The organism is Roseibium sp. Sym1, from assembly GCF_027359675.1.
Taxonomy (GTDB): Bacteria; Pseudomonadota; Alphaproteobacteria; order Rhizobiales; family Stappiaceae; genus Roseibium.
Window position 1 is genome coordinate 1,405,153 of sequence record NZ_CP114786.1, and the last position, 14,065, is coordinate 1,419,217.

Sequence of the window (14,065 nt, forward strand, 5' to 3'; positions counted from 1 at the left end):
AATCAATCAGGGAGGAATGGATGCGTACTCAGGTTGTTATCGTCGGCGGCGGGCCGTCGGGCCTTTTGCTCGGCCAGCTTCTGCATTTGAAGGGGATCGAGACCGTCATTCTGGAGCGCAAGACGCGCGATTATGTTCTCGGCCGCATCCGCGCCGGCATTCTGGAAACAGGCCTTGTCAACATGATGCGCGAGGCGGGTGTCGCCGAACGGATGGACAAGGAATGCTATGTCCATCACGGCACGTGCATCTCCTACGAAAACGAGATGTTCGACATCAACTTTAAGAAGCTGATCGGCGAAAACGTCATCGTCTACGGCCAGACGGAAGTGACCCGGGACCTTTACGACGCCCGGGACCGCGTGGGCGGCCAGACGATTTTCGAAGTTGAGGACGTCGAGATCCGCGATGCGGACAGCGACGCGCCCTATGTGACCTTCACCGTGGACGGCAGCGCACGCCGGATCGACTGCGATTTCGTTGCCGGCTGCGACGGCTTTCACGGCGTCAGCCGCAAGACCATCCCCGACACCGTCCTGAAGGAATACGAGAAGGTTTATCCGTTCGGCTGGCTTGGTGTCCTCTCCGAAACCCCGCCCGTCCATGACGAGCTGATCTATGCCAATTCCGAGCGCGGCTTCGCCCTCTGCTCGATGCGCAACGACAACCTGTCGCGCTATTATGTCCAGTGCAATCTCGACGATGACATCTTCGAATGGACCGACGAGAAATTCTGGGAAGAACTGAAGCGCCGGGTGCCGGAGGCGATTGCCGACAAGCTGGTCACCGGACCCTCGATCGAGAAATCCATCGCACCGCTGCGTTCCTTCGTCTGCGAGCCGATGCGCTGGGGACGGCTGTTCCTGTGCGGCGATGCCGCCCACATCGTACCGCCGACCGGGGCCAAGGGCCTCAACACCGCCGCGTCCGACGTGCACTACCTCTATGAAGGCCTGGTGCAGTACTACCAGGACAAGGACACTCATGGCATCGACACCTATTCGGAAAAGGCCCTGGCGCGGATCTGGAAGGCCGAGCGGTTCAGCTGGGCAACCACCAACATGCTGCACCGGTTCCCTGACCAGGCGGAGTTCGATCTGAAAATGCAGCGCGCGGAAATCGAGTCGCTGCATTACAACGAGATTGCGCAGAGATGGTTCGCGCAAAACTATGTCGGACTGCCCTACTGATGAAGATCGCACGGCTTCAATCCGCTGACATTCACTGGTGCGAGGATGGCGATCCGTCGGGCCGGCCGATCGTCTTCGCCAATTCACTCGGTACGGATCTCAGGCTCTGGGACAAGGTGGTCGAACGGCTTTCGGACCTCGACCTCAGGCTGATCCGCTTTGACAAACGCGGCCACGGCCTGTCGTCCTGTCCGGCGGCGCCCTATTCCATGGACGATCTCGTCGACGATGCCCAGCAGTTCCTGGATCACCTCAACATCAAGTCCTGCGTCTTTGTCGGCCTGTCCGTCGGCGGCATGATCGGCCAGGCGCTGGCCAGCCGACAGCCGGAACGCATTGAAGGCCTGGTTCTCGCCGATACGGCGGTGAAGATGGGCGAACCGGCCATGTGGCGGGACCGGATTACAAAGATCCGCACCGACGGGCTAGCGAGTATTGCCGACGCGATCATGGAGCGCTGGTTCTGCGTCGACTTTCTCAAGGACGCCGAAGCCGGCGGTTGGCGGAACATGCTGATCCGGACCCCGGAAGAAGGCTATATCGGCTGCTGCGAGGCCATCGCCAGCGCCAATCTCACGGAGAAAACTGCGGGTCTGCGCCTGCCGGTTCTCGGGATTGCCGGAACGGAAGACCTGGCCAGCCCGCCCGAGATCGTGCGGGCGACGACGGCGCTGGTTCCGGGCAGCCATTATGTTGAAATTCAAAAAGCGGGGCACCTGCCCTGTGTCGAGCAGCCGGACGCATTCACCGGCCATCTCATCAAGTTCCTGAAGGAGGGCCTTAATGTCTGACCGTTTCGAAACCGGCATGAAGGTCCGCCGATCCGTGCTTGGTGACGATCATGTCGACCGCGCCGAAGCAGCCAAGTCCCCGATCGACGAGCCGTTCCAGACGCTGATCACCGAAACCGCCTGGGGCAATGTCTGGGCCTCCGACGGCATCAGCACGCGTGAACGTTCCATGCTGACGCTGGCCCTGCTGGCCGCGCTCGGCAATTTCGAGGAAATCCCGATGCATATCAGGGCAACGGCCCGCACCGGGGCCAGCAAGCAGGACGTGCTGGAAGCCTTCCAGCACGTGGCCATCTACGCGGGCGTTCCGCGCGCCAACCAGGCGCTGAAACTGGCCAAGCAGACTTACGCAGAAATGGAGGCCGATCAGGCCTGAAGACTCCTTAAGGAGGAGAGGAACATGCTCAAACCGGGTGAATTCTACCAACGCGACCGCGAGCTCCATCCGCCCGCGCTGACCCGCGACTACAAGACCAGCGTCTCGCGCTCGCCGCAATATTCGCTGATCAGCCTGCAGAATTCGGTGTCCGAGATCACCGGGCCGACCTTCGGCCACAACGACATCGATCCGCTCGACAAGGACCTGATCTTCAACTACGCCAAGCCGGGCGAAAGCGCGATCGGCGAAAGGATCATCCTGCATGGCCGCGTGCTGGATGAAAATGCAAGACCTATCCCGAACACGCTGGTGGAAATCTGGCAGGCCAATGCCGGCGGCCGTTACCGCCACAAGAAAGACACCTATCTCGCCCCGATCGATCCGAATTTCGGCGGCTGCGGCCGGACGCTCACCGACGAGAACGGCTACTACTATTTCCGCACGGTCAAACCGGGTGCCTATCCCTGGCGCAACTGGGTCAACAACTGGCGGCCCGCCCATATCCACATGTCGATCTTCGGCACGGCGTTCTGCCAGCGCCTGATCACCCAGTGCTATTTCGAGGGCGATCCGCTGATCCCGAAATGCCCGATCGTCAACACGATTCCGGATCCGGATGCCATCGAGCAGCTGGTCGCCAAGCTTGATCTCAATGGCACCATTCCGCTGGACACGATCGCCTACAAGTTCGACATTGTCCTGCGCGGACGCCGGTCGACCCTGTTCGAAAACCGCCTGGAGGGGAACTGAGCCATGCCCCAGAAACTCGATTACCTGCCCGAAACGGCCTCGCAGACAGCCGGCCCCTACGTCCATATCGGCCTTGCGCCGGGCGCCGCCGGCTTCGACATCTACAAGCAGGAACTCGGCTGGGACATTGCCGGTCCCAACGCCGGCGGCGAACGAATCCGCGTCGAGGGCATCGTCATGGACGGCATGGGCTCACCCATCAAGGACGTCATGCTGGAAGTCTGGCAAGCCAATGCGGACGGCAACTACGCCCATCCGGAAGGCGGCGGAGACGTTGAAGACGGGTTTCGCGGCTGGGGCCGCGTGATCACCGATTTCGAAACCGGCGAATGGGGCTTCGACACGATCAAGCCAGGGCCCTGTCCCGGCCGCAATGTCGGCACCCAGGCGCCGCATCTCAATCTCTGGATCGTCGCCCGCGGCATCAATATCGGTCTCAACACGCGCATGTATTTCGAGGACGAGAGCGAGGCCAACGCCAAGGATCCGGTTTTGAACCTGATCGAATGGGAACGCCGCCGGGCCACCCTGATCGCAAAGAAGACCGTGCGCGACGGCAAGACGGTCTACCGCTTCGACATCAAGGTGCAGGGTGAAGACGAGACGGTGTTCTTTGATGTGTAAGGCAAGCACATCCACACTTTCGATGTCATCCTGAGGAGCCTGGCGCGGCAAGGCGTCTCGAAGGATCGGCCACAGGCTCTGTGATAGCCGCAGATCCTTCGAGACGGGCCTGTCGGCCCTCCTCAGGATGACGTCAGAGAAATCTTTGAAGTCCCGGTCAATGCCTTGGCCGAAAAACCAACAACGAGAAACCCATGACCAAGCCCTGCATCATCTGCGTCGCGATCACCGGGTCGCTGCCGAAAAAGGAAAACAACCCGGCGGTGCCGATCACCGTTGACGAGCAGGTGGAAAGCACGCAGGAAGCCTTCGAGGCCGGTGCCTCGATCGTCCATGCCCATGTGCGCAATGACGACGAGACGCCGTCTTCCGATCCGGAGAAATTCGCACGGCTCAAGGAAGGCCTGGAAAAGCACTGCCCCGGCATGATTATCCAGTTCTCGACCGGTGGCCGGTCCGGTGCCGGCCAGGCACGCGGCGGCATGCTTCCGCTGGAACCCGACATGGCGTCGCTGTCGGTCGGGTCGAACAATTTTCCCACCCGGGTCTATGAGAACCCGCCGGATCTGGTCGACTGGCTGGCGAGCGAAATGCGCACCCATCACGTCAAGCCGGAAATCGAGGCCTTCGATCTCAGCCACATCCACCAGGCCGCCGCGATGAACAGGGACGGGCGCATTCCGGGCAAGCTCTACGTGCAGTTCGTCATGGGTGTAAAAAACGCCATGCCGGTCGACCGGGACGTCTTCGACTATTACATCAGGACGGTTGAGCGGCTTGCGCCTGACGCGGAATGGTGTGCGGCCGGGATCGGCCAGCACCAGCTGACACTGAACGAGTGGTGCATCTCCTCCGGTGGCCACACCCGCACCGGCCTGGAAGACAATGTCCGCCTTGACCGAAACACGCTGGCACCCAGCAACGCGGCGCTGGTCAAGCGGGCGGCGGATCTCTGCGAGAAATACGAGCGGCCGGTCGCAACCTGGCGGCAGGCGCGCGATATTCTGGACCTCCCGTTGAAGGCCGCTTGACCCGCCTCTTTTGATGGCTCTCAATGTGGAGCGACTTCGAACCTGTTGAGAGCCATGCCCGTCTCCCTGTTTTCCAGCCCCGTTTATTCCGGTCTTTTCGCGGACGAGGAGTTCGTCCGGCTCCTTGATGACGCCAGCGACATCGCCCACATGATCGCGTTCGAGCGCGCTCTCGCCATCGTGCAGGGCCGGCTCGGTCTCATTCCGGCCGAGGCCGGCGAGGCGATTGCGACGAGTCTCAGGGAGGTTCGGATCGATCCGGCCGACCTGGCATCCGGCACATGTTCCGCCGGCGTGCCGGTGCCGGCCCTCGTGGCGGCGCTGCGCAAGCAGGTCGGCGGCGACGCAGGCAACTGGCTGCATTGGGGCGCGACCAGCCAGGATGTCATCGACACGGCCATGATCCTGCAGGCCAGGGCGGCAATCGGCCTTTTCGCGGCGCGGCTCGACAAGCTGATCGATGTCCTGCAGCGGCAGAGCGACCGTCACGCCGACCGGCTTCTGGCAGGCCGCACCCGCAGCCAGGTCGCGACGCCGATCACGCTCGGCTACCGGATCGCGCAATGGGCCCACCCGCTGATCGATGCCGAGACGGCCCTGCCGGAGCTGCGCCGGACCGTCCTGAAGGTCCAGTTCGGTGGTGCCTCGGGCATCAACAGCGCAATCGCGCCGGACGGGTCTTCCGTGTCGGCGTTGCTCGCGAAGGAGCTTGATCTTCACGACAGCCCGTCCTGGCATGTCAACCGGACGCCCGTCCTGGCGCTTGGCGCCTGGCTGCAGCAGCTCGGTGCCGGACTTGCCAAGATGGCCGGTGATCTTGTCCTGCTCGGACGCTCGGATATCGCCGAGCTGCGCAGCGGAACCGGCGGCGGTTCGTCGACCATGCCGCAAAAGGCCAATCCGGTTCAGGCCGAGACCATCCTGGGGCTTCAACAGATTGCCAACGCGGCCCAGGCGGGTCTTGCCGCCGCAGCGTCCCCGCTCGAAGAACGGGACGGTTCTCGCTGGCCGCTCGAGTGGCATTTCCTGCCGCAGGTGCTGATCGCCACCGGGGCCATGCTGGGTCATGCACTCGCGCTCGCCGAGACGCTCGAGCCGAACGATGCGAGTTTGGCCGGCACGTTTGCCGACACTCCGGAAATCATGGCCGAGGCGGCCAGCTTCCTGCTGGCAAAGCACGGCGTGCCGCGCGGCGAGGCCAAGGACTTGGTCGCAAGAGCCGCGGCGAGCTCCGAGCCCTTCGCAGAGGCACTGGCCAATTCCACCGATCTCGGCATCGACTGGAAAACCGACCTCGACCCGGCGTCCGCAATCGCGCCTGCAAGGGAGATGTCGGCCCGGATCTTCGCGAAGCGGGCCAGGGCCTAATCCTCCCCGCGTTGCTTCTTATGCACGGTGTCATCCCGGGCAAGCGCAGCGCGACCCGGGACCCACTCCCATCTCCCCTTGCCGAAGCTCGATCTTGATCCGCTCACGCAGACTCAGTTGATTGTAGATTTGTCCCATCGCAGCAACACCTTAACAGGTGTTGCACTTGTTTCGTGAACTCAGCGAACCCAGGACTCCTCATCGTCATGGCTCTTCGTCAGAAACGATTTGCCCGGGAGTCCTGGGTCCCGGGTCTTCGCTTCGCTCCGCCCGGGGTGACAATCGGGTGTTTTGAACGGAATTCAGCCTGACTTGTCCCACCCAAAAGCGTCATCCTGAGGAGCCGCTTCAGCGGCGTCTCGAAGGATCGGCGGCAGGCACCAGAGCAGGTGGCCAATCCTTCGAGACGGGCCGTTGGCCCTCCTCAGGATGACGCTGAATTTTGGAAGTTTTATGCCTCAATGGCTTGTCATCTCCGCGAAAACAGGGACCCGGGGCTCTTCATCTTTTTACGTTGTGTCCGTTGCGGTCGCCCGGGAGTCCTGGGTCCCGGGTCTGCGCTTCGCTCCGCCCGGGATGACAATTTTGAGTAAGAAAACTCGCCGTTTTCCTACCTCAGAACCTGCGGCAACCACAGGGTCAGGGCCGGGAAGCTGACCAGAAGGATCACGCGGAGGATTTCCGCGCCGAAGAACGGGGCAACCCCCTTGAAGGTCTCGATCATCGGCGTCTCGCGGTCGAGCGAGGAGATGACGAAGACATTCATGCCGACCGGCGGCGTGATCAGGCCGAGCTCGACCACGATCAGGGCCAGCACACCGAACCAGATCTTCAGGTCTTCCGTGCTCATGCCGAAACCGGCCCCCTCCGCGCCCTGGTAAATGCCGCCGTTGATTTCGACCAGAACAGGCCAGAAGAACGGGATCACCAGAAGGATCATGGACAGGCTGTCCATCAGGCAGCCCAGCAGGATCAGCGCGATCAGGAGAAGGATCAGCACCGTCATCGCTTCGAGACCGGAGCCTGCGATCCAGGCGGCTGTCTCCTGGGGCAGGCCGACACGGGACATGAAGATCTTCAGGAGTTCGGCGCCGAGGATGATCAGGTAGATCATGCCCGACGTGCCCGCGGTTTCCTTGAGAGCCAGGATGAAGTCATGACCCGACAGCTTGCGCTGCGCGAGGCCGAACAGGAGCACCAGGAAGACCCCGACAGCGGCTGCCGGGGTCGGGTTGAAGAAACCGAAATAGATGCCGCCGATCACCAGTCCGAAGATGATCAGCACCGGGATCATGCCGGCCGTCGCCTCGACGAATTCGTGCCTGTCGGCAACCCCTCCCTTGGGGCCTGCTTCCGGCTTGATGGCCACATAGATGGCGATGGTCAAGAGGAACAGGACAACCGCGAGGAGGCCCGGAAGAAAGGCGGCCATGAACATGGTGACGATATTCGCCTCCACGATGATGGCGTAGATGATCAGCACCACGGAGGGCGGAATCAGGATCCCCAGGACGCCACCGGCGGCCAGTGTTCCGGTCGCAAGGGCTCCGGAATAGTGGTAGCGCTTCAGCTCCGGCAGCGCGACCTTGCCCATGGTCGAGGCGGTTGCCAGCGACGAGCCGCAGACCGCGCCGAAGCCGGCGCAGCCCGCGATCGCCGCCATGGCCGTGCCGCCGCGCAGCCAGCCGAGCCAGGCGTTCGCCCCCCGGAAAAGCGCCTGGCTGAGGCCCGTCTTGGACGCGATTGCGCCCATCAGCACGAACATTGGCACGACCGACAGGTCGTAGATGGAGAACTGGCCGTAGGCCAGTGTCTTGAGCTGGCTGAAGACGAGCGCCGGCCCGTTCAGCATCATGGTGCCGACGCCGCCGACCAGGATCATGGCATAGGCGATCGGCATGCGGATCGCGATCAGGATGACCAGCGCGCCAAGCGCGCCCAGACCCAGAACGAGTGCGTCCGTCATATAGTTGTTATCCTTTCGACAGCGCTTTCGCGTCGCGCATCAGGGTCACGAGAGCCGCGAGGGCCAGCAGGGCCAGGGACAGCAGGATCGGCACGAACGCCATCCAGTGCGGGATCTGCAGGATCGTCGTGGTGTAGTCGTATTCCTTCTGGTCCAGCATGCCGTGATACATGCGCCAGATCAGCAGCCCGGCAAAGCCGAGCGCGACCAGCGAGCCGAGCATGGTGAAGAAGGCAATCGTGCGCCGGGACGCGCCGGCCGTGAAGATATCCGCCGAGACATTGGCGCCGACGAGCTGGCAATAGGGCAGGAAGGCGAACACCGCGATTGCCACGCCCATTTCCGTGAGTTCGAAATCGCCGGGAAAAGGCTTGCCGAAGACCGAGCCGACGATGGAGATCATGTTCACCGCGACCACGGCAAGCAACAGGATGCCGCCTGCCAGGGCCCATAAAGTGATCAGGCGGCTGGCAGCCCCGGTGAAGCCGGAGCTGCTGGCTGTTTGAGTGTGTGGCATCAGTTGCCCGAGTGGCTCGCCACCGCGGCCTTGGCCTTTTCGACCAGCGCGGCCCCGTCAATGCCCTTGGCAGAGACTTCCTCCACCCAGCGGTCGGTTACCGGGGCGAGCACCTGGCGGAAGGCTTCGGTTTCCTCTTCTGTCAGGGTGATGTGCGTGTTGCCGGCCTTGACCGCCAGATTGATGCCGAAATCGTCGGAAGCGGCCCAGATCTTTCCGACTTCCTCGACCCATTCAGGCCCGGACGCATCCCGGAAGGCCTTCTGAATGTCCTCCGGCAGGCTGTCCCAGCGCGCCTTGTTCATGGAAACCTGGAAGGTGGTGGTGCCGAAGCGTTCCTTGTCGACACCTTCGATCTGGTAATCGGTCTGCTCCTGGATTTTCAGCGGCGGGATGATTTCCCACGGAATGAAAGCGCCGTCGATCACACCCTTCTGAAGCGCCGGTGGCAGCTCCGGCACCGGCATGGCGACCGGGGATGCGCCAAGCGCCTCGATCACCCAGGCTCCGGTGCGGGTCGGAATGCGGATCTTCTTGCCGGCAAGATCGGCCGGCGAATGCACTTCCGTGTCGCGCATGTGAATGGCCTGGCCCGCATGAACATGCAGGAACATGACTTCCACGCCCTTGTAGTCGTCCTTCAGGTCGGTTTCAAAGAGATCGCGCATGGCAAGGTTGGTGGCCGCGGTGTCGTTGGTGTGGATGCCCGGCAGCTCGAAGACTTCGGAGCGCGGGAACAGGCCCGGCGTGTAGCCGTTCACGGTCCATACCAGATCGACCACGCCATCGCGAACCTGGTTGATCAGTTCGGGCGGACGGCCGCCCAGTGTCATGGCCGGATAGATCTCGATGGCGACCTTGCCACCGGAATTCTCTTCCACCTGTTTCGCCCACGGCACCAGCATCTTGGTGTGGGCCGGGGCCTTCTCGCCCAGCAAGTGGTGAAGCTTGAATTCATATTCCGCCGCGGATGCGGAGATGGCGCCGGCCGCCAGCGCGGCGGCCGCAAGAACTGCAGTCTTGATGATGTTCATGTTTCCTCCTCCGGGGACGTTCCTTGGGCTCCGGATCGCAAATGCGATGGCCAAATGCGCTGGCCATAATGCGTGAACAGCACCATGGGCAGCCGTCTTCGGACGTTCCTCCGCCCCCATTTTCACTAATTGTTTTGGTAATGTAAATTGATATAACGGCCGGGATACTTTCCGAATTCGACAAGAAAAATATCATTTCCAATCGCCACGATTTTTTGTCTAGGGTGCCGTCCAATCAGGATGCGACTGCTGCGAGACGCGGTCCAAACCGGCCTGCGACAGGCGAAAATCCGGGAGGACATCATGGCTGACAGGATGGATGGCGGCACGATCACGGCGGGCGGCGCCGTGTTCGGCAAGCTCAAGGCGCTCGGGGTCGATTATGTGTTCGCCAACTCGGGCACCGATTTTCCGCCGATCATCGAAGGCCTGATCGAAGCCACCCAGACCGGTCTGGACCTGCCGGTGCCGATCACCGTGCCGCATGAACATGTCGCCGTCGGCATGGCGCATGGCTACTACCAGATCTCGGGCAGGATCCAGGCCGTGATGCTGCACACCAATGTGGGCCTTTCCAACGGCGTCACCGGCGCCATCAACGCCTGGTGCGACCAGATCCCCATGCTGATGATGTCGGGCCGCACGCCGGTGATGGAAAAGGACCGCTTCGGTGCGAGGACCGTGCCCATCGGCTGGGGCCAGGAGATGTTCGACCAGACCGCCATGGTGCGCGAAGTCACCAAGTGGGATTACGAACTGCGCTTCCCCGAGCAGATCGCGGACCTGTTCGACCGGGGCTGGGCGATTGCCAATTCCACGCCCAAGGGGCCGGTGTATCTGAGCCTGCCGCGCGAGGTTCTGTGCGAACAGACCCCGCCGAACGGACTTCAGACGCCGTCGAAGCAGGCACCCGTAACGGCAGCAGTGTCACCGGCGGATCTCAAGACCGCGGCGGATCTGCTGGCGGGGGCCTCCAATCCGCTGATCATCAGCCAGCGCGGCGCAGGCTCTGAAGAAGCCTTTGCCGCGCTTGGCGATTTCCTGACTGACTGGGCGCTGCCGCTGTCCCATTACTGGGCCAACCAGCTTTCGGTGCCGCTGTCGCACCCGATGCAGGCCGGCTGCGCTCCGGAAGCCCTGCTTGCCGAGGCCGACGTGGTGCTGGTGATCAATTCCCTCGCCCCCTGGTGGCCGGACAAGATCTCCTTGCGCGACGACGTCAGGGTGATCCAGCTCGGGCCGGACCCATTGTTCTCGCGAACGCCGATCCGCAACTTCCAGGCCGACGTCGCCCTCGCCGGGGAAACCGCGGACACGCTGCTGGCCCTGATATCGGAAATGAAGTCCCGCCCCCGCAACGAGGCCGAATTGGACGCGCGCCGCCAGAAGATCGCCGCAATTTCCGCCGAAAGGCGCCAAAGCGTCGTCGCGCTCGCCGAACGCGGCAAGGGTAGCCCGATGAGCAAGGAATGGGTCGCGCATTGTCTCGGCAAGGCGATCAAGGGCCGCAAGGCGACGGTCTTTCATGAACTCGGCTGCCCGCTCGAGCCGCTCGACCTCGACCAGCCCGATAGCTATTTCCAGGAACCCCATTCCGGGGGGCTCGGCTGGGGGCTTCCTGCCGCCCTCGGCGCTCAGCTGGCGGAGCCGGACCGGCTGGTCTTCGCGACGATCGGCGACGGCAGCTACATGTTCGCCAACCCGACGGCCTGCCACATGGTTGCGGAGGCCAACGAGCTTCCCGTGATCACGCTGGTGCTGAACAACGAGGAATGGGGCGCCGTGCGCCAGTCGGTGATCGGCACCTACAAGGACGGACTGGCAACAAGAGCCAATGACGTGCCGCTGACCTCGCTCCGGCCCAGCCCCGATTTCACCCGGACCGCCGAAGCCAGCCGGGCCTATACCGAAACCGTGACGGAAGGCGAAGCCCTGCCGGCGACGCTGGAGCGCGCCATCAAGGTCGCCACGGAAGAAAGGCGCCAGGTGCTCCTGAACATCGCGATTGCGAGAGCTTGAGAAGAACGTCGCAGGAACGCCTGGCGGCCCCTCTCCCATTGGGAGAGGGTTGGGGTGAGGGGGCAGACGTTTTTAACTTTTAAGAAGTTTATCCCCTCACCCGGACCTGCGGTCCGACCTCTCCCACTGGGAGAGGTAACGTGGGGCTGCACGAAATTCGCGTAGCAAAGACAAATTCTCCGGGCTTGAGAAGCGCCGGTCGATTGACAGGGACAAGCTGAAAATCAAGGCGTGATTTTCTTGTTTTTCCGAAAAGAGCTCTTCGGTCCGGCTCCATGGCGCCGGACCGAAATCCGGGTCATAGTCTTCGGCAACCAAGATGAACCAAGAAAGGTTGCCCGTGCCCCATTCCTATTATGCGCCCAAGGGCGGTCACCCGGGCCAGGAAACGCTTCTGACCGATCGCGCCGTCTTTACGGAAGCCTATGCGGTCATCCCGAAAGGCACGGTGCGGGACATCGTCACCAGCTTCCTGCCCTTCTGGGACAAGACCCGGCTCTGGGTGCTGTCGCGGCCGCTGTCCGGATTTGCCGAAACCTTCTCGCAATACATCATGGAAGTGCAGCCGGGCGGCGGTTCCGACCGGCCGGAGACCGATCCGATGGCGGAAGGCGTGCTGTTCGTCGTCGAAGGCGAGGCGACCCTGACCGCGGGCGGCAAGAGCCACGATTTGCGCCCGGGCAGCTATGCGTTCCTGCCGCCGAAGACAGACTGGACTTTCCGGAATACAAGCAGCGAACCGGTCCGGTTTCACTGGGTGCGCAAGGCCTATGAACCGGTCGACGGCCTCGACTGGCCGGAGCTGTTCGTCACCCATGAAGACGAGATCGTCCCGCGGCCGATGCCCGGCACCGAGGGCAAGTGGGCAACCACCCGTTTCGTCGACCCGGAAGACGTGCGCCACGACATGCATGTCAACATCGTCACCTTCCAGCCCGGCGCGGTGATCCCCTTTGCCGAAACCCACGTGATGGAACACGGGCTCTATGTTCTTCAAGGCAAGGCGGTCTACCGGCTGAACCAGGACTGGGTCGAGGTGGAAGCCGGCGACTACATGTGGCTGCGCTCCTTCTGCCCCCAGGCCTGCTATGCCGGCGGCCCTGGGCCATTCCGCTACCTGCTCTACAAGGACGTCAACCGGCACATGAAACTGCAGCCCGCCGGCCGGTTCTAGGCGGGCGCAGACGGATTTCAGACGTGCGGCGGCGCAGTTCTGGCAAGTATACTTGAACCCAAGGTTTTCGTGACCTCGCTTCACACACGAACGTCATCCTGAGGAGCGCGCCTGCGCGCGTCTCGAAGGATCCGCCACACGCTCCGGAACAAGCAGCCCATCCTTCGAGACGGACCTGATGGTCCTCCTCAGGATGACGTCTGTGGGTGGGGCAAGGCGGTTTGTGAGTGTGCCGGCTCCACGTTAGGTCCGCGACCCTGACCGCACGGCCTCCCCGCCGACCGCGGCGGTCAGGCTGGCGGCCGCGTCCATGACCGCTTTGGCAAGCGCGTCGATCTTGTGCGGCCGGACACGGCTGGTCGGGCCGGAGACCGACAGGCCGGCCACGGCCTCGCCGTAGTGATTGAACACCGGCGCCGCGATGCAGCGCATCCCGAGATTCTTTTCCTGCTCGTCGATGGCGTATCCGCGTCCCCGGATCAGCTCGAGATTTTCCCTCAGGAGCGTGGCATCGCACAGGGTGTGTTCCGTGAAACGCTCCCGGTCCGTTTGCGTCAGAATGCGGTCGCACTGGCCCGGCTCCATGAAGGCCAGCAGCGCCTTGCCGATACCCGACGCATGAAGCGGCGAGAGCGTTCCGGGCGGAAAGAAGGCCCGGATGTTTTCATGGGTCTCCACCTGGCTGACGAACAGCACCTGGTCGGCCTGCGCGACCCCCAGATTGGAGGTCTCGCCGGTCTCTTCCATCAGCCTGCGCAGGATCGGCCTTGCCCGTTCCACCAGGCTGGTCCGGCGCAGGAACCGCGCGCCGATGATGAAGGCCCCCGGACCGATATGCCAGAGCTGCTGGGCCTGGTCGAACTCGACCAGATCCCGTGTCTCCAGAGTGAACAGGATCCGGTAGAGGGTGGCGGTCGATTCACCGAGCTGCTCGGACAGCGCGGACAGGGAGACGCCGGACTGGGTGCTCAGATGCTCCAGGACCGCCATTGCACGGTCGAGCGACTTGATGGTGTTCTGTTCGCTCTTGTCGTCCCAGGCCCGCGGACGCCCCCGGGCTCGGCGCGCGTTCGAGGGTTCGTTTTTCGGCTTCGCCATGACACACCAAATTCCATTTTTGAAAAACGAGTTCACGATATGAAAAACGCAAACCTCTGACAAGAAATAATTTTTCAGTTTTTTTCGTTTCTGAAAAAATATTTTAAAAAAATTGCGGCCACCT

General features: G+C 62.6%; 13 protein-coding genes. 9 read left to right on the forward strand and 4 right to left on the reverse strand.

Going from position 1 to position 14,065, the window contains the following annotated elements:
• The first annotated feature begins 20 nt into the window (after nucleotides 1-20).
• The 7 genes from pobA to O6760_RS06370 all read left to right on the forward strand — a co-directional run bounded on the left by pobA (nucleotide 21) and on the right by O6760_RS06370 (nucleotide 6,133).
• Nucleotides 21-1,190 (forward strand): 4-hydroxybenzoate 3-monooxygenase, encoded by a 1,170-nt coding sequence (pobA, locus tag O6760_RS06340; RefSeq protein ID WP_269584644.1) that lies wholly within the window; start codon nucleotides 21-23, stop codon nucleotides 1,188-1,190.
• Nucleotides 1,190-1,981, forward strand: a complete 792-nt coding sequence (gene pcaD / locus O6760_RS06345; RefSeq protein ID WP_269584645.1) for a 3-oxoadipate enol-lactonase — start codon at nucleotides 1,190-1,192, stop codon at nucleotides 1,979-1,981. Before pobA ends, pcaD begins: the two co-directional genes overlap by 1 nt.
• A complete protein-coding gene (gene pcaC, locus O6760_RS06350; protein WP_269584646.1) occupies nucleotides 1,974-2,357 on the forward strand; it encodes a 4-carboxymuconolactone decarboxylase in 384 nt (127 codons plus the stop codon). Before pcaD ends, pcaC begins: the two co-directional genes overlap by 8 nt.
• Nucleotides 2,358-2,381: 24 nt before the next feature.
• Complete coding sequence (gene pcaH / locus O6760_RS06355; protein ID WP_269584647.1) at nucleotides 2,382-3,110, forward strand: protocatechuate 3,4-dioxygenase subunit beta; 729 nt, start codon at nucleotides 2,382-2,384, stop codon at nucleotides 3,108-3,110.
• 3 nt (nucleotides 3,111-3,113) lie between these two features.
• Nucleotides 3,114-3,734 carry a protocatechuate 3,4-dioxygenase subunit alpha gene (gene pcaG / locus O6760_RS06360; RefSeq protein WP_269584648.1) on the forward strand — a complete coding sequence of 207 codons (621 nt, stop codon included), beginning with the start codon at nucleotides 3,114-3,116 and terminating at the stop codon, nucleotides 3,732-3,734.
• A gap of 194 nt (nucleotides 3,735-3,928) precedes the next feature.
• A complete protein-coding gene (locus O6760_RS06365) occupies nucleotides 3,929-4,765 on the forward strand; it encodes a 3-keto-5-aminohexanoate cleavage protein (RefSeq protein WP_269584649.1) in 837 nt (278 codons plus the stop codon).
• Nucleotides 4,766-4,819: 54 nt separating this feature from the next.
• Nucleotides 4,820-6,133 (forward strand): lyase family protein, encoded by a 1,314-nt coding sequence (locus O6760_RS06370; RefSeq protein WP_269584650.1) that lies wholly within the window; start codon nucleotides 4,820-4,822, stop codon nucleotides 6,131-6,133.
• A gap of 610 nt (nucleotides 6,134-6,743) precedes the next feature.
• Here O6760_RS06370 and O6760_RS06375 read toward each other — a convergent pair.
• From O6760_RS06375 to O6760_RS06385, 3 genes are read right to left on the reverse strand one after another with little or no spacing between them, the layout of a single operon-like run.
• Entirely contained in the window at nucleotides 6,744-8,099 is a 1,356-nt protein-coding gene (locus O6760_RS06375; RefSeq protein ID WP_269584651.1) for a TRAP transporter large permease, read from the reverse strand.
• 7 nt (nucleotides 8,100-8,106) lie between these two features.
• A complete protein-coding gene (locus O6760_RS06380; protein WP_269584652.1) occupies nucleotides 8,107-8,616 on the reverse strand; it encodes a TRAP transporter small permease in 510 nt (169 codons plus the stop codon).
• A complete protein-coding gene (locus tag O6760_RS06385) occupies nucleotides 8,616-9,650 on the reverse strand; it encodes a TRAP transporter substrate-binding protein (RefSeq protein WP_269584653.1) in 1,035 nt (344 codons plus the stop codon). Before O6760_RS06385 ends, O6760_RS06380 begins: the two co-directional genes overlap by 1 nt.
• A gap of 303 nt (nucleotides 9,651-9,953) precedes the next feature.
• Here O6760_RS06385 and O6760_RS06390 point away from each other — a divergent pair, with 303 nt between their 5' ends.
• On the forward strand, nucleotides 9,954-11,669 hold the full coding sequence (locus tag O6760_RS06390) for a thiamine pyrophosphate-requiring protein (protein WP_269584654.1): 1,716 nt from the start codon (nucleotides 9,954-9,956) through the stop codon (nucleotides 11,667-11,669).
• Between the two features lie 319 nt (nucleotides 11,670-11,988).
• Nucleotides 11,989-12,843, forward strand: a complete 855-nt coding sequence (locus O6760_RS06395; protein ID WP_269584655.1) for a bifunctional allantoicase/(S)-ureidoglycine aminohydrolase — start codon at nucleotides 11,989-11,991, stop codon at nucleotides 12,841-12,843.
• 243 nt (nucleotides 12,844-13,086) lie between these two features.
• Here the strand turns inward: O6760_RS06395 and bhcR are convergent, their stop codons facing one another.
• On the reverse strand, nucleotides 13,087-13,941 hold the full coding sequence (gene bhcR / locus O6760_RS06400) for an HTH-type transcriptional regulator BhcR (RefSeq protein WP_269584656.1): 855 nt from the start codon (nucleotides 13,939-13,941) through the stop codon (nucleotides 13,087-13,089).
• Between the last annotated feature and the right edge of the window lie 124 nt (nucleotides 13,942-14,065).